The organism is Patescibacteria group bacterium (assembly GCA_041662665.1).
In the GTDB taxonomy this organism is placed as follows: Bacteria; Patescibacteriota; JABMPQ01; order JABMPQ01; family JAQVVF01; genus JAQVVF01.
Map to the genome: position 1 here is coordinate 84,241 of JBAZSC010000004.1, position 21,465 is coordinate 105,705.

General features: G+C 30.1%; 17 protein-coding genes. All 17 read right to left on the bottom strand.

What is annotated here, in order from left to right; genetic code table 11:
* Positions 1 to 31: 31 nt before the first annotated feature.
* The 17 genes from WC663_06010 to dnaA all read right to left on the bottom strand — a co-directional run bounded on the left by WC663_06010 (position 32) and on the right by dnaA (position 21,089).
* On the bottom strand, positions 32 to 880 hold the full coding sequence (locus WC663_06010) for an ROK family protein (protein MFA6296884.1): 849 nt from the start codon (positions 878 to 880) through the stop codon (positions 32 to 34).
* Between the two features lie 44 nt (positions 881 to 924).
* On the bottom strand, positions 925 to 2,796 hold the full coding sequence (locus WC663_06015; protein ID MFA6296885.1) for a hypothetical protein: 1,872 nt from the start codon (positions 2,794 to 2,796) through the stop codon (positions 925 to 927).
* A gap of 16 nt (positions 2,797 to 2,812) precedes the next feature.
* On the bottom strand, positions 2,813 to 3,865 hold the full coding sequence (locus tag WC663_06020) for a glycosyltransferase family 4 protein (protein ID MFA6296886.1): 1,053 nt from the start codon (positions 3,863 to 3,865) through the stop codon (positions 2,813 to 2,815).
* Between the two features lie 10 nt (positions 3,866 to 3,875).
* Complete coding sequence (locus tag WC663_06025; protein MFA6296887.1) at positions 3,876 to 4,904, bottom strand: glycosyltransferase family 4 protein; 1,029 nt, start codon at positions 4,902 to 4,904, stop codon at positions 3,876 to 3,878.
* The gene (locus WC663_06030; protein ID MFA6296888.1) at positions 4,901 to 6,586 is read right to left on the bottom strand and encodes a glycosyltransferase family 2 protein; all 1,686 of its coding nucleotides are present in this window, start codon (positions 6,584 to 6,586) and stop codon (positions 4,901 to 4,903) included. Before WC663_06030 ends, WC663_06025 begins: the two co-directional genes overlap by 4 nt.
* Positions 6,587 to 6,706: 120 nt before the next feature.
* On the bottom strand, positions 6,707 to 7,702 hold the full coding sequence (locus WC663_06035) for a hypothetical protein (GenBank protein ID MFA6296889.1): 996 nt from the start codon (positions 7,700 to 7,702) through the stop codon (positions 6,707 to 6,709).
* A 9-nt stretch (positions 7,703 to 7,711) separates the two neighbouring features.
* On the bottom strand, positions 7,712 to 8,617 hold the full coding sequence (locus WC663_06040) for a hypothetical protein (GenBank protein ID MFA6296890.1): 906 nt from the start codon (positions 8,615 to 8,617) through the stop codon (positions 7,712 to 7,714).
* Between the two features lie 59 nt (positions 8,618 to 8,676).
* Positions 8,677 to 10,122, bottom strand: a complete 1,446-nt coding sequence (locus tag WC663_06045) for a hypothetical protein (GenBank protein ID MFA6296891.1) — start codon at positions 10,120 to 10,122, stop codon at positions 8,677 to 8,679.
* Positions 10,123 to 10,142: 20 nt separating this feature from the next.
* Complete coding sequence (gene murF, locus WC663_06050) at positions 10,143 to 11,417, bottom strand: UDP-N-acetylmuramoyl-tripeptide--D-alanyl-D-alanine ligase (protein ID MFA6296892.1); 1,275 nt, start codon at positions 11,415 to 11,417, stop codon at positions 10,143 to 10,145.
* A gap of 1 nt (position 11,418) precedes the next feature.
* Complete coding sequence (locus WC663_06055; GenBank protein ID MFA6296893.1) at positions 11,419 to 12,459, bottom strand: glycosyltransferase; 1,041 nt, start codon at positions 12,457 to 12,459, stop codon at positions 11,419 to 11,421.
* A 156-nt stretch (positions 12,460 to 12,615) separates the two neighbouring features.
* Entirely contained in the window at positions 12,616 to 13,584 is a 969-nt protein-coding gene (locus WC663_06060; protein ID MFA6296894.1) for a hypothetical protein, read from the bottom strand.
* 128 nt (positions 13,585 to 13,712) lie between these two features.
* The gene (locus WC663_06065; protein ID MFA6296895.1) at positions 13,713 to 15,137 is read right to left on the bottom strand and encodes a sugar-transfer associated ATP-grasp domain-containing protein; all 1,425 of its coding nucleotides are present in this window, start codon (positions 15,135 to 15,137) and stop codon (positions 13,713 to 13,715) included.
* Positions 15,138 to 15,246: 109 nt separating this feature from the next.
* The gene (locus WC663_06070) at positions 15,247 to 16,770 is read right to left on the bottom strand and encodes a 7TM domain-containing protein (protein MFA6296896.1); all 1,524 of its coding nucleotides are present in this window, start codon (positions 16,768 to 16,770) and stop codon (positions 15,247 to 15,249) included.
* A 210-nt stretch (positions 16,771 to 16,980) separates the two neighbouring features.
* Positions 16,981 to 17,451, bottom strand: coding sequence for a crossover junction endodeoxyribonuclease RuvC (ruvC, locus tag WC663_06075; GenBank protein MFA6296897.1), 471 nt, complete (start codon positions 17,449 to 17,451; stop codon positions 16,981 to 16,983).
* Between the two features lie 130 nt (positions 17,452 to 17,581).
* The gene (locus WC663_06080; protein ID MFA6296898.1) at positions 17,582 to 18,310 is read right to left on the bottom strand and encodes a YebC/PmpR family DNA-binding transcriptional regulator; all 729 of its coding nucleotides are present in this window, start codon (positions 18,308 to 18,310) and stop codon (positions 17,582 to 17,584) included.
* 64 nt (positions 18,311 to 18,374) lie between these two features.
* Positions 18,375 to 19,478 carry a DNA polymerase III subunit beta gene (gene dnaN, locus WC663_06085; GenBank protein ID MFA6296899.1) on the bottom strand — a complete coding sequence of 368 codons (1,104 nt, stop codon included), beginning with the start codon at positions 19,476 to 19,478 and terminating at the stop codon, positions 18,375 to 18,377.
* Between the two features lie 225 nt (positions 19,479 to 19,703).
* Positions 19,704 to 21,089 carry a chromosomal replication initiator protein DnaA gene (gene dnaA / locus WC663_06090; GenBank protein ID MFA6296900.1) on the bottom strand — a complete coding sequence of 462 codons (1,386 nt, stop codon included), beginning with the start codon at positions 21,087 to 21,089 and terminating at the stop codon, positions 19,704 to 19,706.
* Positions 21,090 to 21,465: the final 376 nt, after the last annotated feature.

The following is a 21,465-nucleotide window of genomic DNA, read 5'->3' on the forward strand; positions in this document are numbered from 1 at the left end:
TAGCAAATAATTAGCAAAAATTAGCAAAGGATTAGCGACTTATTAATAATCCTGCTCCAATCATTCCAGCATCATCGCCTAACATTGCCTTTTCAACTTTAAATTCAACATCTTTATAAAAAATATATTTTCCCATTTCTTTTTTTGCCGATTCAATCAAAATGTCAGACCTTGCTAATCCTCCACCAATAATTATAATTTCGGGACACAAAATATTTATTAAATCTGCAATTCCAATTCCTAAATATTTACCTGCTGTTTCATAACATTTTTTTGCTATATCATCTCTTTCAATTTTATTTTCAATTTCTACTGCGTCAATATTTTGACCGTAGCATTTTTCAATTGCAGATCCAGAAGCTAAATTCTCAAAACTTTTTTCACCTAACATCATATGTCCAGCTTCTGCTCCAAATCCTTGACCCTTATATAATTTAGAATCAACAATAATTCCTGATCCAATTCCAGTCCCAATTGTCAATCCTAAAATATTTTTAAATCCTTTGCCTGCTCCAAATTTTGCTTCAGCTAAAACAAAACAATTCGCATCATTTTCTATAGCAATTTTTGTTACTTTAAATCCATTTAATTTCTTTAACAATAAATCACTAAAATCAATTCCATCTAATTTCGGCATATTCGGAGATTTGATAATTTTTCCTTTCTCAGAATCAATTTGTCCAGCAATTCCTATTCCAATTAATAATTCCTCATTATTTTCTGCTAAGGCTTTAACAATTTCAACAACATTATCCAAAACTTTATCAATACCCAAATTAGCTTCTGTTAATTTTTTAACTTTTTTGACAATTTTAGAACCATCAAAAATTCCACCAATCATTTTCGTTGCGCCAATATCAATGCCAATTATTTTATTCATAGAAATTCTTAAAAATATTTATATTTACTTAAAATATAAAATAACTATATTTTATACCGAATGTCAGACATTAATTCATAATATTTCCTAATAATTCTTCTTGCTCCAACAGCAGACCACAATTGAACTTTGCTCATTCTTCCGCCCACATTAGATTGCTCTGTCCAAAATCTCGCCTTGCCTTGATCATCACAATAATGCAATTCTGGAATCATTTTTAATTTATCAAAAGCTTTGATCATATTCTCGCAAGTCACCAATAATGTTTTTTTAATTAATTTTTGCAAATCTTTATCCCATTCTTCAACAATAGATTTTTTTAAATGTTTTGATAATCCCAAAACAATATAAGCTGTTTGTTTTGTCCAAATAACCAAGCCATGATAATCCATTGTCGTAAATCCAGCTTTATCACTTTGGCCAACCAATACCGGACCTGCATCTGTATAAAAATATTTTTTGTCTAATAATCTTTTGCAAAAACTTTCAATCTCATTCTTGCTTCCATCACAATATGTATATAAATAGGATTCATCGATATGATTAACTTTATACTGTTTGTATTTTATTTTTTTGCCTTTCTTTTCACCTTCTACGTCATACAATGCCAAAGCATATGCCAATAGGCCATCTTCGTTCTTAAATTTATAATAACCTTTTACTTTATTCCATTTTTTTATTAAGTCATCGATATCCGGTATTGTCATTCCAAGTTTTTCTTGATAATCTTTCAGCACTCTTAATGCTTCAGGATAAAAAACTACATTTACATCAAATGGCGCGATCTTTGGCGATATTTTTTTGTACGACCATTCTGAATCTCGCCAATCTCCCATTTCGTAATATTTTTTATCTTTTGTTTGCAATTCTTTCGGTAATTTTTTAAATAAAATTAAATTATTTTCTCGTGCTTGTTTTAAAATATAGTTAGCAGTTAATTTTATTTTTTCTTTATTTTCTTTATTTATCAAAAAATCATTTGACAGCATTTTTAAACCGAAAATATAATGAGGTTCAATATCAATCATTCTTCTATTAAAAATATCTTTTCCAGCTAATTGATGTTCATATTTATATTCTCCGACAACATCTTCATGCCAGCCTTCTCCATCTTTATCAATATTTTTTAAAGAAACTTCATACATATAATCTCGCACTTTTGGCAAAAGATCATGTACTCCTAAATCTGAAGTTTCCATCCAATCTCGTGGAAAAATTGTCCCATAATAATCACCAGATGTTTTACCCCATGTTATCAAATGCCTTACTTCAACCTCAGTCATTTTCCAAAAATATTCTACTGTTTTTTTGTATTTTCCAAATGTGTCAAAATTGAATTCTATTGGTTCAAAAAAACTTTTAATTTTGCTTCTATTGATATCATTGGTTGAAGAAATAATTCGAAAATTGATTTCTCCTTTTTTAGTCATATCAGAAATTTGATGCCCTTTGTACGGACTATCAATGCTTTCAATCACAACATCATTTGAAGTAAATTCAAATAATGTTTGATACCAATATTTTTCACCATAAAATCTTTTATAAACTAGCAAATCACTAAAACCTACCTTTCGATGTTTCACAACTTGCGGTACTAATTTATCAAAAAAATTTTGCCTAATTTCCAAAAAACTGACAAACGGTTTTGCTGCATATTCTTTAGTAATCAAACTTCGCATTGTTCTAATATCATCCATTGCTGGATAATACAAATTAACTCTTTCTGACAAAAAAGTTCCATCAATTTTTACTTTTCCATTAGTTGATTCAACTTTATTAATTTTTATTTTATGTCTCGGAATATCTATTAGCCCAAGATAAAGATGATTGTTCGGTCCGATTATTCTAAATTGGCCAAGTTCATCAAAATCAATATAATATCCTCCCTCTATCCACAAATCTTTGTCTAGTTTCATATTAAAAAATAATAAATTAGATAAATTTAAACCATTTTTTCCAATTTTGTTTATCTATTAACTTTTGATAAACTTCTTCATAACCATCAACCATTTTTTCAATCGTAAAATGTTGCATAACTCTTTTCCTACAATTCTCACGATCAATTGATTTGATTTTTTTGATCGCTGCTGCCGCTTCTCTAATATTTTTTACTAAATAACCAGTTTTGCCATCTTCAATTATTTCTTTTGTTGCACCATTGTCATAGGCAATTACTGGCGTGCCACAAGACATTGCCTCAATCATTACTAAACCAAATGGTTCTCTCCATTGCACTGGAAAAATCAAAGCTTCAGCACCTTGTAATAATTTGATTTTTTCTTTTTGTTGAACAGGACCAACATATTTTATTTGTTTATTATCAATAAAAGGTTTAATTTCTTTTTGATAATAAAGATCTTTTTTACTATCCAATTTTGCCGCAATAATTAATTTTTTACCTGCTAATTTTGCAATTTTGATCGCTTCAGCAGTACCCTTTTCTTTGCAGATTCTGCCCAAAAATAAAATATAATCTTTTGGCTTAAAATTAAAACTATATTTTTCAGTATCTAAACCATGATAAACAGTCGATACATAATTTAATTCTGGCAAAGGCTTTCTTTGACTATTTGAAATTGAAGTAAAAAAACATTTTTTATAATCTCGATAAAATTTCTTTGCCATTACATCTTCCAAATTTATATGGAAAGTTGTTACAATCGGAGTTTTTACTAAATTCACCAAAGGCAAAATATGCCAAGATAAGTGGCTATGAATTACATCATACTTTTTTGCATCTTCTAATAATTTGCTTGTCAACCATTGTACATACATCAAATAAACTTCTTTATCAATATTCTTCAGAGGTTTATAACAAACTGATTCAATATTAGCTAATGTTTTTGAATCTCCAGAAGCATACAATGTTACTTTATGTTTTCTTCTAACTAATTCCTCGCAAATTAAACCGACTACCATTTCAATTCCTCCATAATCAATCGGCGGCACTCTTTCCACAATTGGTGAAATTAATGCTATTCTCATATTTAAATTTTTATTTTTTACTAACTAATTGTTCGTAAATTTTTAAATAATTATCTGCCATTTTCTCAACAGTAAATTTTTCTTGAACAATTTTTCGACAATCAGATCTTCTAATTTTATCAATCATTTTTACTGATTTTTCCATTTCCGTAATATCATTAACTATAAAACCAGTTTTACCATTTTCAACAATTTCTGGGATTGCTCCTTTATTAAATGTAATGACTGGCGTTCCGCATGCCATTGCTTCAATTAAAACCAAGCCAAAAGCTTCGTTCCAACTTATTGGAAAAATAAAAGCTTTAGCTTTTTTCATAATCTTGTTTCGCATCTGTGGTGTAATCTCGCCTAAAAATTTTATTTGGTCATCATCAATAAAAGGTTCTATTTTTTCTTTATAAAAATTTTCAAATTCTGGTCTTCTATCACCAGCAATTAACAACTTTTCGCCTGTTTTTTTTGCAACCTCTATTGCTTTGTCAGCACCTTTTTCTGGAGAAATCGTTCCCACAAAAAACAAATATTCGCCGGAATTCTCACTAAATTCAAATTTGCTCAAATCAATACCATGATAAACAGTATCCAAATAATTTAATTCTGGCCATAAATTTCTTTGAGCATCACTAATTGAAACAAAATTTTCTTTGCTATAAGTTTCCGCTAATTTTTCTAATTCTCTTTTACTGCTATGCAAAGTTGTCAGAGTCGGAGTTTTTACTAATCTCGCAAATGGCAACATTGTAAAACCAACATGATTATGAATTACATCAAATTGATTAGCCATTTCATAACATTTTCCACCATTAATCAAATCCATATAAAAATAATTCCAATCAAATTTTCCAAGCATCTCATACAATGATTTATCAATTATCGAAAATAATTTTGCTTTTGTTTTTGACGTCCCACAAGCAAATAATGTTACTTCATGGCCTCTTTTTACCAATTCTTCAGTCAATAGACTAACTACAACTTCTGTTCCTCCATATTTTATTGGAGGTACTCTTTTCCACAATGGCGCTAAAATTGCTATTTTCATAATTTATGTTCCTTGCCTTGTTCTAAAACATTTAAAACAAAATTGTATGATGTTGTTGAAAAAATTAACGCATAAATAATTAATAAAACAGCAATTAACCATGATTCGAAGCCTCCAATCACAACGACAATACTAATCGCGAAAAATAGACAGATTAAAGTGATTGCTAACTCTTTGAAGGCATATTTCCAATTATCTCTTATTTTTGGCCGATGCGTAAATTTTGATGTACGTTTAAAAACAAATTGCTTAGTAATAAAACCATCCAGCGTCGCATACGCCATTGCTAATGTCAAAGAATAAAATGACACTAAAGCCCAAAACATTGTTGAAAATTTTTGTTTTATTAAATTTTTCAATATATATAAAAACCCAAAAGTTCTTCTAAAAATATATGATCCTATTGTAAACATTATAACAAACAAAATTGGCCAAGAAAATGCCATTCCAAAATTATAAAGTATTACTAAAATCAGCAAAATTATTGTTACTGGCAACAAAAGATTCATCCAAATACTAATCGCTGCAAAATAATTTACTTTCTGCCAAAAATTTAAACCAGATTTTACACCAGGTAAAAATTTTTTCCAATGTTGCTTTAAGACTTGAACATTGCCGAACGTCCATCTCTCTCTTTGTTTTTTATAACTTTTGAATTCATCAGGTATAAATCCTTTTCCAAAAGCTTTATCAATATAAACAGTTTTATATCCTTTTGAATGAACTCGAAAACCAACTTCTATATCTTCAGTTATAGTTTTCTCACTCCATTCTCCAATAGTTTCCAAAATATTTTTTCTAAACAATCCCATTGTCCCCATAAAAGATGCTGCATTATCCATATTATTAGAAATCATATTTACCGCAAAAAAATATCGGTATACCCAAAAACAAGAGACAAAATACTTGCTCCATTCCCAACCGCGAAAACTTTGCGGAGTCTGGACAATTGCAATTTTTTCATCTTCAAAATAACCAACAGTTTCTTTCAAAAATTCAGGAACAACTAAATAATCCGCATCTATTACACAAATAATTTCAGAATCAGATGCAGTATGTTTCAAAGCTAAATTCAAAGCTCCGGCTTTAAAACCAGATAATTCACCAACATGAAAAAACTTAAATTTTTCTGACTTTTCCTTACAATATTTTTCTACTGGTCGCCATAATGCCTCTTCTTCTGTCCCATTATCAACAACAATCACTTCAAAATTCGGATAATTTAATCTCTCAAGTCCTGCTAAAGTTTCAATTACCATTTCAGGTGGTTCTTTTTTTGTTGGAATATGTATCGAAACTTTTGGATATCTTTTTAACGGCTTATCCCATGGCTTGCTGATTCTAATATTTCTGATTCTGAACAATGAATTCATCTGCGTAAAAACTTCCGCCAAACATAATAATGCTTCAGCAACAAATAATATTAATAAGATTATTAATATTATTCCTTCAACTAAAGAAAAACTTGTGATTAAAAAAATAACAGCGTACAGAAATAATGAAACAAATGAATAAATCAATGAGCTATACAACAAATTAGCCAACGAACTCCAAACTGAAAAAATTTTTGCCACCAACAAATTCACAACTAAAAATGCCAATCCAAAAATAATCAAAGTCACAAAATCATCCACATAAAAATTAGTTAAAAACATTGCAACCAAACTGACAAAAAAAGACAAAAATATCGAGCAAAAAAGTGATCCAAATTTATACCTTTTTCCAAAAATAATTACACAAAAAAGCGACAACAAAAACAGCATAAACGAAAAAAACAGATTTAAAATTATCATAAATAATACTTATATAAATTTTTTCTCTGCCATATCTAAATCAAACTTGTGCGCTCTTAATGCTTCTTTTGTCGTCACATAAGATTTTATCGGTTCAAACCAATCATTATATTTCCAAATTATTATTTCTCTAACTGACAATTGAATTAAAATTAAAGCAAACATTTTTTCAAATCTCTCTTTATCCTCAATATTTTGTACAAATTCATTATACATTTTGTTGCGCCATTCTGGATATTTCCAAGCCTGTACCCATAAAAAAGCCAAGTCAGATGCATTGTTGTCAAGATGTACGTCTTCCCAATCAGCTGTATGTATTAATTCAGATTTTTTTTCAACAATTTGATTTGAAAGCGAAAAATCTCCATGCGCCAAAACTTTGCATTCTTCATCAAAAAAATTTTTTTTATCTTTAACAATTTTTAAAAGCTTTTTATACCTATTTTCTCCGATCATTTCAAAAGCTTTTTTTTCATAACTTAAAAATTCTTTTTCATACCAATTTCCATCCCTTTTTTCAAGAATCGGCAAATTATTACTTTTTAACATTACCTCTGTATTTTTTTGAATACCTGATAAATTGCCAAGAATTCCTTTTATAAACTCGTCTCTTCGTTCCGAATAATCTTTATCAAAATCAAAAATTGAACCAATCGGCTTTCCATCAACAAAATAAAATAATGCCCATCTTATTTTTCCATCGATTCCCTCTTTTCTGTAAAGTTGGACATTCAAATTATTTTTATTTTTTAATTCAACCACTGTCTTGTTCAACCAAATTTCTCTAGCAAAAGCTTCATTTGTCTCTTGTTCATCAACAATGTTTGCTTTAAAAAAATATTTCTTATTATCTTTGTCTAAACAAATCGCATAATAATATCGTTTTAAATCTTTTATTCTTTTTTCCATCGTATGCTTCACTGATTCAACTGGCTGCAAATTCAAATCCTGCAAAATTTTCCTTAATTTATTCTCTGCTTCTGGAATAAAATTTCGAGTTTGCATAAATATTTTTTATAAATTCTCTAAAATTAATTCCACTATCAAATCAGAAACATTTTTGTGAGCTTCTTTAAAAGCTTCCGGATAAAATCCAGGAAAATTATTTTCATCAACTATTTTATAACCATCAGCTGTCTTAATAAAATCAAAACCAACAATTGATTTGTCTAAAATTTCTGCTGCCTTTTCGGCATAATCTTTAACAGGCGACGGATCAACATAATACGCTCCTCCACCTGCTCCTTTAACATCATACACTTTCCAATCAGCAAATTTTTCTTCTTTTTTCCTATATCCATAGACAATTTTTCCGTTGATTAATGTTGTACTTATCCAAGCTTTTTTGTCATTTTCATAAAACTTTTCTACAAAAATTTTATTCTGACCATAAGATTTTAACATGCCAGCTATATCTCTTAAAGTTTCAAAATCTTTAACTTTTATAATTCCTCTGCCAAAACTTCCAAATCTCGGTTTAACTAAAATCTCTTTCCAGTCATTCAGAATCTTTTTCATAGTTTCAAGATCATCATAAGGAATCAAAGCAAAATCAGCAATTGGCAAACCTTTTTCTTTCAAAGTCACATGCGTCTTAAATTTATCATTAATCAATTCTAATGATTCAGGATTTTTAATAACCTTTATTACTTTTGATAAAGCTTTGTATTCATTTATATTTCTGCCAGGCGCATACCAAAAGAATAAATCACATTTGCTCAAATTAACATTATCGCACCAAAAATCAGTGTTCAGTACTTTTAAATTATTAAAATTAACATTACCTAAAAATTCAATTTCAGAATTCTGTTTCAATTTTTCTTCAATTTTCAGAACCTCTTCTTTGCTCAAGAAACCAGTTTGTTTTTTAGTTGAATTATCAATACTTAACAAAAAAATCGCCACTTTTTTCTTACTCATAAATATATTTAAAAATATTTTTACTAAACAGCTAATCCTGTGCCCTAAAAACCTAAGCCCTAAGCACTAACAAGTCCCAATTCTTCATAAACAGCTTTTACGACGTTCTTCATCCAGCCATTTAATTCCTTGCCATCATGTTCAGAAATTTCTTCGTTTGCAATAATTTTTAAAATTTTTCCATTTTTTGCATACACTAAATTTTTTGTTGGCACGCCATCAGTTAAAATAAATTCACCTGCATTTTTGATATCAATCAACTCAACGCCTAATCTTAAAAATTCTATTTTTTCATTATTCAATTTATAAACTCCGCCTTTTAATTCTTTTCCACATTTGACATCTTTTCCTAATGGATTAAAAATTAGTAGATGCCCGCCATTTCTTTTTTTATCTTTTTTAAAAACTTGCTCATTCTTAATTTTGTATGGAATATTTAAAAATTCTAAAATATGAAATGAAACAATAGGCACTTCTCCTTTATCAAGTTGTACAAAAACAGAAGCTGGAAAAGTTCCTAATAATCTGACATTAATTTCTAATGGCAAAAGTTGGTTATTTTTTTTATCCCAAATCAAATCTAAGCCAAAAATTCCTTTTAATCCTGCTTCTTTTAATTTCTCGCCGATTTTTGTAACGAGTTCAACACCTTGTTTATTTATTTCATCAGGAATATTTACTGATTGCGACCAATCATGTCCGCAAAAAACACCTACTGCATTTGTCTTATTTTTCGTCGCTTCTTTGATATCAATTAATTGATATTGGCAATATGATGTCAAAATTCCATTATCTTTTGTAATACAGCCAGTAATGCTCAAAACTGGTCCTTCCACAAATCTGCTTGCCACAATTTTCATTGCATTATTTCTTTTTTTATTAATCAGATCAAATCTGGCAAAAATTTTATCCATCACTTCGGCTCGCTCATTTTTATTAAAAAAGAAGGTTCCTCTTCCTCCTCCTTCATCAACAAATTGGATTACAATTTTTTCCCATTCATCAAATAAATTGTCCAAATTCTTTTCTAAATCAGCTAGATCAAAAATTTTAATGTCTCGATTTATTTTTAATTCTTCTAAAATTTTATAAAACTCTAATTTACTGCTAAATCTTTCAAACAATTCAGGACTGTTAGAAAGCATCGTCCAATTATTTTTTTGACAAATTTCTTTTGATTTTTTGGATGGCTTATAAAAATATAAGGCTGTCTTTCTATTTTTTGCCGAACTATTAATGTGTTCAATAACTTTTTTATCGCTCAAAACTACATCTGGTCTTTTCTCTGGAATTTTATTTGATGATTCAAAATCAGCCACAAAAACTTTTGTCCTTATTTTCACAGAATCTATTTCTCCAGATAAGTTACCGCATATCACTTCAAAATCTGAAACTAAAGGCCAAATTTCCGACCTAGTTGATGGATACCCGCCAACACCAAAAATAGCGACATTATTTTCTGTCAAAATATTTTTAATATCTTCTTTTGAACTAACTATCTTCATAACAAAAAAGTTTTAAAAATCTATTTTTCTGCTTTCAAAGCATTTACAATTTTTATTAAATTCATTCCATGTGATGCTTTAACTAAAATCACATCTTTTTCTTCTACCATATCCTTAATTCTACCAATCGATTGATCAACATCATTAAAATGCAATGTTTTATTAATATCGAAACCATTGTTAACTGCTTCTTCAGCAATCTTTGTTGCATCATCACCAATCGTAATTAAAAAATCTACAGTATCGCTACTTATTGTTTTGCCAATTTCGCGATGGCATTGATCTGAAAATTTATGCAACTCTAATATATTTCCTAAGATAGCAATCTTTCGCCTCTCTTTTGGAAAGACTGCCAATGATTTTAATGCTGCGGTCATTGAACGAACATTGGCATTAAACGTATTATTTATAATTATCGAATTTTTTATGCCTGTCACAATATTTCCTCTACCTTCTACTGGCTCAATCTTACTAACAGCATCAATTATTTCATCACGATTCATATTATAGATTCTGCCAACTAAAATTGCTGGCAAAATTGCATAGACATGAGCTCTATCAAAAATTTTCGGAACTTTAAAATTTATTGGCTCGTTGTCTTCTTCTTTAAACACAAAACTTAATCCGTTCTCATTAATTATGACATCAGAAACTCTTGCATTTGCAGATTTATCAAATCCATAAAAAATTATTTTAGCAACTGTACATTTTGCCATGTCTTTTACATACGGATCATCAACATTTAACAATGCATTGTGAGAATTTAAACAACCACATTCAACTAAGGCTCTTTTTTTAGATGCAATTTCAGAGAGACCACCAAGATTTTCTGCATGCACAATTTCAACAGCAGTTACAACCCGAATATCAGGTTGTAATTTTTCTGTAATAAAACGCAAATTATTTCCAGCATAATTGCACCTTAATTCCAAAACTAAATGGGACCAAAATCGCACCCGCTTATTTAACAAAATCCAAAACGCTTTAAAAAAAACATAAAATAACCCTAAAAATTGTTTGCGCAATTCACGCACTGGGCTATAACCAAAAATCGACAAAAAAGTAGGAACTCCAGTTGTCAAATCTTTACTAATATATACATTCGGATATTTTGTTTTTAAAACCGAATAAATAAAATTAGTTGTTGTTGTTTTTCCAAGACTGCCTGTTACGCCAACAATCTTTGTTTTTCTTTTATCAACTACTAATCTAGTTAAAAAAGCCAACGGCTCAAAAACAAAAGTTTGGCGAATTCTATACTTTAAACCTCTAAAAAATTTTATTATTTTTTCCATCTTATTTCTTTTTTAAAGCCAGTATTCTTTGATAAACTTTTATATACTCATCAGCCATATGAGAGCTGCTAAAATATTTTTCAGCATAATTACGACATTCTTGGCGATCAAATATCTCATCAACTTCTTTTACTGCCTTAACTAAATCATCCATCTCATTTGATAGATAAGCAACCTTTGGACTTCCACCCAAAAGCTCTGGCATTTGTCCTATTTTTGTCCCAATAATTGGCGTTCCGCATATCAAAGCTTCCGAAAGCACTAACCCAAAAGGTTCAGGCTCTTGAATCGTAAAAAGAAGTGCTTTTGCTTTTCTGTAATAATCATATATTTTTTTATGCGAAACTTCTTTTTTATAAATAATATTTTTACCATCAATAAATGGCTTTATTTCTTTTTCAAAATAATCCTTATAAGCATGATTTATTCTACCAAAAATCAGCAGCTTAATTTTCGCTTTTAAAGCAATTTTGATCGCCTTATCTACTCCTTTTTGCGGAGTCAATCTTGCAACTGTCATAAAATACTCTCCCTTCTTAACAGAATATTCAACTTTTTTAACTGGCACTCCATTCCCAATTATTGCATAAGAATCAAGTTTTTTATCATGAAAATCAGTCAAAGAAACAGTAAAAATTTTTGCTTCATTAATTAATTCAAATTCATCTTTATCTATTCCGCTATGCAATGTTAAAACACATGGTATTTTTGAAATTTTACCAACTGGATAGGCATGTCTCTGTGAATTCAAATGAATAATATCAAATTTATCCTGATAATTTAAAACCTTCATTTGACTATAAGTAATATAATTTTGCCTGATTATCCTTTTCTGTTTTTTAAAATCTTTCATATTCCAAAGACTCTGCTTCAATGTCGCAATCCTTTTTACTCCAATTTTCCAATCTTCAGGACAAAAAAGAGTGACGTCAACATCGTCTTTTTTAGCTAACTCAGAAACCAAATTTTGAACAACAACTTCTGGTCCGCCCCAATCACCAAATGCCGGCGACACAACAGCTACTTTAATTTTTCTTTTCATAAATTTAAGACTTAACCTATCTTCACTATAATTAATTTTGACGCATCAGCATTCGTATCCGCGTTAGCATCCATATCGTATCCGCGTCGTTTCCGCAACGTTCCGCGATAATATTTATTTATTTCAATAGAATTGCAATCTTATCAAATCGTTTTTCTACATCAACCAAGAATCCATTGCTTCAAGAACATCAGTAAAATATTTTTCTCTTGTGTCAAAATTATTTTCGTTAAAATAATCAACTCCTGGCTTCGTATTCATTTCAATTAATTTTGGCCCATTTTTTTTATCATATAAAAAATCCAAAGAATAAATCCTTTCACTAAAAAAACTAATTCTTTTATTAACTTTTTTTACAATGTTCCAAATCTCTTCTGGAATCTTTTTCTCATCAATAATATTCAAAACTGCTCCTTGGTGAAAATTGGTAAATAAAGAACCTTCTGGCGCCACTCTTGTTGCTGCATAACTAAGCTCTTCACCAACAAAAACCATTCTCAAATCAGCCACACGATCCTTAAAACCCCAAAAAGAAGCGTCAGCTTCCAAAAATTCTTGCCCTAAAACAGGAAAAGAAACTTTTTTTAGATCAATATTCTTTATCTTTTCAATTATAATTCCAAATCCTCCAGATTGATCAATCGGTTTCAAAACAATTTTCTTCTCTTGATCCATAGACTTCAAAATTCTTTCTAAATTCTGAAAATTACCAGCAAAAAAACTTTCTGGCATAAATTCAGAGAATAATAAACATTGATTTATTTTGTTATCAAAAAGAGAAGAAAAAATTGGATCATTTATAATCGGAATACTTTTTTGCATTGCTTTCATATTCTCTAGATCTTCCATTTTTTCTCTTATTTTTATCTTATTCAAAACAACATCTGGCAAAAAAGATTTTTCGTTTTTTTCCCATTTTCCATTTTTAAATTGCCAATATTTTTTAAAGCTGCCATTTTTCTTGTCAAACCATTCAATCGATGCACGAACCATTTCTACTTCCATTTTTCCAGCTTGCTCTGCCCAAGCTTCATAACCTTTTCGATTTGCTTCTTTATCAAACGGTATTTCTTTATCCCAGTCATCACCTTGATAAATTACTAATATCTTTTGTAAGTTTTTCATTTTTTATTCTATATTATTACAACTAAATTTTTAGAGAGTATCCGCGTTATATCCGTATTTTCCGCGTAAATTTATTATGAGTATTAAATTATTTTTCAAATATTATAAAAAATCAACGAAATTATTTATCATTTTCGTTCAACATTGACTAAATAACCTTTTATATCTTGCATGCCAATTAACATTTGATATTTCATTAAACCTCTTTCAGCTAAGTTAACTGTCGAAATCTTTTTTTCACCTGCTACAAAAAATGCTAATTTTATATATGGACGTAAGGTCAATCCATGGGCAGATCTCACAAAATTAACCTTTACAACATCAGATGAAACAATTTTTAATTCTTTTTCTGCTTTTTTCGCTGCCTTTTCGGCCTGACTGTCTGACATTTTTGAATCTAATTTATAATTTTTAATTAAATTCAATAAATCTCCATATCCTAATTTTTTCGCTAATTCAGAATCAATTGATGATGAAGCAGCTCCAGTATCAACTTTAGCCAAAATTTCAAAAGTACTTTTGCCATTCTTGCTTAATACTTTAACTTTTTCAATTGAACCTAATACTTTTCTACCTAAAACTTCTGCTTTCTTAGTTGATACTGCGCCAAAAAGCTCTTTTGCAATTCTAACTCCATGATCAACAGTTCTAATAGCCAATCCAGACACTCTTTCTAATCGCCTTGCTAATCCTAATAAATTTGCATTCTGAATTTCTAAACCAGGTCTTGCATTTAATTCCAAAATTTCTGGACCAAATTTTCGATCAATTGCAATGTCAACACCAATAAAACCCAAGCCAGATGCCTGTTGCGCTTCGATTGACATTTTTAGTATTTCATCCCAAAAAGGCACCTGAAAACCATTTAATTTTTGTCCTGTATCAGGATGCGTAATTATTTCCGCTCTTTTGGGAACTTTTATAATTGAATGTGTCGTAACACCAGTTGCGATATCAACTCCAACGCCAACCGCTCCTTGTGCTAGATTTGCTTTGCCTTTTGATAATTTCGTTGGCAATCTCAACATTGACATTACTGGAACCTTATTAAAAACAATCACTCGAACATCTGGAATTCCTTTATAAACATATTTTTTTAACAATGGATGCAAAACAATTTTTCTTTCAAAAAAAGCAACGTCTGGAATACCAGATAATGAAAATCTACCGTCCAAAGTATCAAGAATATGCGATTTTAAATTTTCAAACGTTACTTCCTCGTTATCACTCTTAAACCAAATCCTCTTTTCAATTGGTTTTTGCATAAATTCTTTTTTCTTCTCAGAAGAACGTAAAACCATTACTCCCTCTCCGCCAAATCCATGATCTGGTTTTACCACAAAACTAACTGGCAATTTATTCCAATCAAAAGTATTCAAATCTCTTGAAATTTGAATCGCGCCATAAACTCGCGGAGTTTTTATTCCGGTTTTCCTTAAAACTTCTTTTGTTGCTAATTTGTCATCAACTACCCGAATATCATCTCTACGATTATAAACACGAATGTAACGTAAATTACGCTCATTCATGCCTAAAATATCAGTTGCTTGCATAGATTATACTCTAAATCCTAGGTCCTAAACAAATCCAAAACTTAAATGGTCAATAATTTGATTTTGAACATTTACATTTTGATATTTAAATTTGTTTAGGACTAAGAATTCAGGATTTTGATTTTTTCAACAACGATTTAAAACGAAAATACTCTGATAATCTTAATCCAGTCCATTTACCTAAGGCAATATTTATAATAATCGTCAATAAAACCAATTCAGGATAAGACAAGATCAAAGTCTTAAACCACTCCCAATTCACAATCCAATAACAAATTACTGAAACCAAAATAGTTTCTAGAGATAATAAAATTGCTGTTGTTCCGCCTTTTTCGATCTGTACTGCAATAAATTTTTCAACCATTATTATCAATACTAAAATTGGCAAAATTGACAGAGTAATCATTCCTGTTCGATTAAAGTAGGCACCGACCATAAATAATAACAACAAAACCAAAGCAACAACGCACAGAACAATTGCCATTCTTGGCAGATAAAGCAATTTAAATCTTCTCAGTAAAAATCTTAGTGCAGATGCCACTAATAATATAATAATAAAAATAGTTAATCCGTATTTTAGGCCAGTTGCAATAAAACATAGAGTGATAATTGTCGGAGTATAAATACCAAAAGTCTTGATTCCTAATATTTGTCTTAAAAAAGCAATTAAAGTTGCAATAATTGGCAACATTAATAATAAAAATAAATTATCAATTGCCACACCCTTGTTAATCAAATAATTTATTGAATAACTTAAAAAATTAGTTACGCCTAACTTTGTAACTGCTCTTTCAGAATGTTTGCCAATTAAAGTATGCTCAGAATTATCCGACTGAACTTTTGATAATAAATCACCAGAATTATGAGAGCTAATAACCGAATTTAAATAATTATCTTTAACTAACAAAATATATTCTGGCTTCAAAACATCATAAGTTGATTGCGCGATTCTCGCATTTGATTTTACATTTTTGCCGGCACTAACAATTCCTTTTTGATCCATTCTAAAATCTGCCAAATTTCCTGCAGATTGAGCAAATTTTGACATTGCATTTAAGCCTAAACTTCCAGAAGTCCAAAGAATAATAATATCAGCATTTTGAACATCTTCTTTTGCCTCAAGCAAAGCGTTAGACAAAGCTCCTTCAGTGACATAATCAGCTTCACCTTGCTTATTTAAGATCGTTACTAGTAATACCTGATTTCTAGAAGCCTCTCTTTTTAAATCTCGAAGCTGATCGGAAGTCGGAGTCTTGTCCGCAACTAATAAAATTAAATCTTTATAAACATTAACTGTAACTTCATCCTTATCAGACTCGACACCATTATTTACAGTCAAAGTAACCTTATATTCGCCAGGCAAACTATAACTATGGATAACTTCTTTACCATCTGCAAAAGTTCCATCGCCAAAATCCCAAAAATACTCTATAAATTCGCTTTCTCTTGTATCTGTCGTTTTTGAGGCATCAAAAACTATTTTTTTATCGACTGCAACATTTTTATCGCCACCAGCAGATGCTCTCAGTTCCAAAGACAACGAATCAAACTGAGCATTTGCCACAAAACCAAAACATAAAAAGACCATCGTAAAAATAGCAAATACAACAGATAATATTTTATTTTTATTCATAACTTTTTTTAATTTTTCATTTTCTCCAAAAATCAACATACCCGCCACTATCTTGTCAAGTTTTATAATAGAATTATAACAAAATAAATCAAAAAAACAAAGTAAATGTCAAGGTTTTTTAATTATCCGTTTGCCATCCGTTGAATCCGCGTAAAAGACGATAAAAACAAAAAACTTTTAAAGTTTTAAATAATTAGTTTGTACCGTTAATCATTTAACACAGTTAGCATGACAAATCGCAGAAGCGCATGCATCAGCCACATCATCAGGCCTTAAGTAATCACTTAGTCCAAGCAATCCTTTTGTCATTTCTTGAATTTGTTTCTTGTCTGCTCTTCCATAACCAGTCAATGCTTGTTTTATCTGCAATGGAGTATATTCAAAGAATGGTACTTTCGAATTTTTCGCAGCCAGCATAATTACACCTCGTGCCTGCGCAACATTAATTACTGTTTTTGCATTCTTAAAGAAAAAAAGTTCTTCGCAAATTACACAATCTGGTTTATATTTCTTAATAACTTTAATAACATCAGCATAAATCATTCCAATTCGATTATAAACCGATTCTTCTTTTGAAGTTAAAATACAACCGCTAGCCAATAAATTAATTTTATTTTTATCTTTAATAATAACTCCAAACCCAGTTATTGCTAATCCAGGATCAATTCCCAATATTCTCATTATTTAATGTTATTTATACACTTTTTAACTTTTTTCTGCGATTTCTGCGTCAGATTCTGCATATTTTTGCGTTAAAGTCATATAAATAACTATTCATATGACTTTACAGCACACCAAAATTCATAAAATTTTAAATAAATTTGATATTAGAATAAATATTAACCACATCAGGATGTTCTTCTAATTCTAACAATAGACTTTTAACTTGAGTTAAAATATTTTCATCAACATCGATCAAATTTTTAGGTTCAAGCCTTGATTCAATTGCCTCTATTTTAACATTTTTCTTTTCTAAACATTCCTTAGCTTTCTTTAGATCTCCAGATTCAAAAAAGGCTTTTAAAATTTTATCGTTTTTTGTAACATCTAACGCCCCACAATCTATCAAAAATAGCGTCATTTCATCCTCTACTAAGTTATTCTTGCTCATATCCACTTCCACCACGTTTTTCTTTTCAAATAAGAAAGAAACATTGCCATTTTCGACTAATCTTCCATTATGATCACTCAAAATTTTCCTTAGCTCTGGAACAGTTCTATTCCTGCTATCAGTAATAACTTCAATCATCAAAGCAATACCAGCCGGACCATAGGCTTCATAAATAATTTGTTCAGCTAAATTATTTTCAAGTCCGCTCGCTCCTTTTTTTATCGCTCTTTCAATATTTTCTAATGGCACGTTATTTTCTCTTGCTTTATCAATCGCTAAACGCAACTTAAAATTAGCTTCTGGGTCGCTTCCGCCTTCTCTTGCTGCAATTGCGATCACATTTGCCATTTTTGTAAAAATTTTTCCGCGCACAATGTCTCGAACTCCTTTTTTTCTCTTAATTGTGCTCCATTTTGAATGTCCGGACATATAACCAGTTAAAAATCTAAAGTCAAAAATCAAAAATATTTAAGACTTTAGATTTTAGACTTTTTTATTTCTTTATTGGCATTACAATATAAAAATGACCAGCTTCTTCCTTGCCAAAAATCATTCCTGGACCAGAATCACCTAGTAACTGCATTTTTACTACATCAAAATTAATTGAATTTAAACCTTCTAGTAAATATTTTGAATTAAATATAACTTCTGTATCATTTCCATTAAAACCGCAAGCTAATTTTGTAATATTTTTTCCGATTTTTCCAGATTCAGCGCTTAATTCAATTTCTTTTTTAGTACTATCTGCTTTCATTTTTAATTCATTCGTATCTGTTTTAGCAAATAAACTTGTTGTTTTAATTGCTTTTATAAAATTACCTTTATGAATTTCCAAAACAGTTGTAAAGTCCTTTGGAATTATCTTTAAATAATCAGGATACTGTCCTTCAACAAGACGAGAAACCAAAATTACATCATCAGCAACAATCTTAACTTGATTTTCCATTGTGAATATTTCTACATGAGAGGCGCCTTCGTCCAATATTTTAGATAGTTCTTGCATCGTAAAAACTGGAATAACCATTGCTGTTTCCTTGCCATTATCTTTTAGCAGATCAATTGTTACTTCAGAAAGCCTATAACTATCTGTTGCTGCTAATCTCAGTTTTCCGCCTTTTGCATTCAAATAAACTCCGGATATTTCTGGACGCATTTCATCTCTTGCTGCTGAAAAAACTACTTTATCTAAAGCATCCTTTAATAAACTAGTATTCACGCTACAAAATGATTCGCAATCAATTTTTGGTATTAATGGAAATTCATTTGCCGCAATTCCATTAATTTCGCCAGTATAGCTATCACAACTAATTTTTACGACATTATTTTCAACAGACAATAAGATGTTATTCTTCGGCAAGCTCACAATGTAATTCTGCAACAATTGCGCTGGAATTGTAATCGAACCCTCTTTTTCAATTTTTCCACGAATTATGCATGTTGTTCCAATTTCCAAATTTGTTGCTGAAATCTTTATTATGCCTTTACGAGCTTCAATTAATACGTTAGCTAGTACTGGCAAATTTGCGTCTTTGCCTACGCTTTTGCTAACCAAAGATATGCCTCTAGCTAGATTCTCTTGTGTGCAAACAATTCTCATTTAGTTAGTATATAGTATATATAAATAAACAATAATACGTAATAAGGATTCAAAATTCTGTGTATAAATGGCTTTTAATTCTTATTTAAGCCACAACTCTTACTTATATCTCCTGGATAACCAGTGTCTTATACCTTAATATTATTTTTTAAATGTTGATATCTTTATTCTACTTACATAATCCTGTTGATATCATCTACTTTATAACAACTTAATAACAGGTTATTAACAACTGCTGACATACATTTTTTGCTTTATTGCCTCGATTTCTTGTTTTAAGTTGTCATTCTTCTCTAATTCTTTCTTAACTTTTTCGTAAGCATGAATTGCTGTCGTATGATCTCGTCCACCTGTCTCATCGCCAATTGTTGGATAACTTTTATTTAACTCTCTTCTCATTAAAAACATCGCAATCTGTCTTGGCCAGGCAATATCTTTCCTTCTGTTCTTCGCCATTATATCAGAAGGATCAATATCATAGAATGAAGCAACTGCCTCAATTATTTCTTTAGAGCTTGTTGTCTGCTTGCTAGGCGCTGTAATAATGTCTGTTAAAATTGTTTTGCAGCTTTCAAGCGTTGGAGTGCTGTTGCTAAGCTGGCTATGTGCAATAACTCGACTCAATGCGCCTTCAAGTTCTCTGATATTGCTTTGAACATTAGAAGCAATAAAATCTAAAACGTCTTCTGGAACATTATAAGCCTTCTCTCTGCATTTTGTTGATAAAATTGCTTTTCTTGTTTCTAAGTCAGGCGCGCTGACATCAGCTACCATTCCGCCTTCAAAACGCGAGACTAATCTTGCTTCAAGACCAGAAATTGCTTTTGGCGGTCTATCTGAAGTTAATATTATTTGTTTATTATTCTGAAATAAACTGTTGTAGGCATGAAAAAACGCTTCTTGAGAACTAACTTTTCCAGCTAAAAATTGAATATCATCAATAATTAAGACATCGCAATTGCGATAAAAATTTTGAAAATTGACAGTATTACTATCTTGATTTTTATTTCTAATAAAATTAATAAAATCATTAATGAATTTTTCAGAAGTTGCATAAACAATCTGAGTATCTTTATTCTCTTGCAGTATCCTATTGCCAATTGCTTGAACAAGGTGAGTTTTTCCAAGCCCAACACCGCCGTATATGAAAAAAGGATTATAAATTTTACCAGGACTCTTGCAAATTGCTGTTGCTGCTGCCTTTGCTAATTCATTATTCGGACCGATGATGAAATTTTCAAAAATATATTTCGGGTTCAAGCCAGTTTGTATATCTTGGCTTGGCATTACATTTTGTTTTCTTTCGAATGATTCTGCTGGTCTTGCAACTGGTTTTAATGAATCAACTGCCTGTGCTGTATTCTTTTTGTTTATCTCGTATGTAAGCTTAGTTACTCTTGAAGATGTAATATTCTGAAGCGCTCTAGCAATATCTTTGTGATATTTGTTTTGTAACCATTCTTTTGTAAAACCATTAGGCACGCCAATGACATATTCGCCATTAGAGATTAGTAGAACACTGGTTTCTTTAAACCAAGTCGTAAAATTTGCCTTGCTCAAAGAGAGCTCAAGCTCTCCAAGCACTCCTTGCCAAATTTGATTATTGTCCATAAAAAATAATGTTTATTTTTTATTTTTAAAAAAAATCTGCATTTTTCTGCGTTAGCTTCTGCGTGTTTCTGCGTTAAAAAGCTATTTAACAGTTAGCTTATTAGAAAAAGATAGAAACAATCTAATTTAATTCTATCTTGTTAATAAAGTATAGCTTCAATTAAACAAAACATTAAGGATTAATATGTTTACAACTTGTTGAGAACCTGTGGATAACTTAAGTTTATGCTATATCTTAAATATGCTGTTGTCAAGAATTATGCTATAATAAAAACAAGGAAACAGAAAATAGAAAACAGTTTGTTTCGCAAGTTTCTGTTTTCTGTTTACTGTTTTCTTTTTTATGGACAAGAACTAAAAAATTTGCTATTCTCTA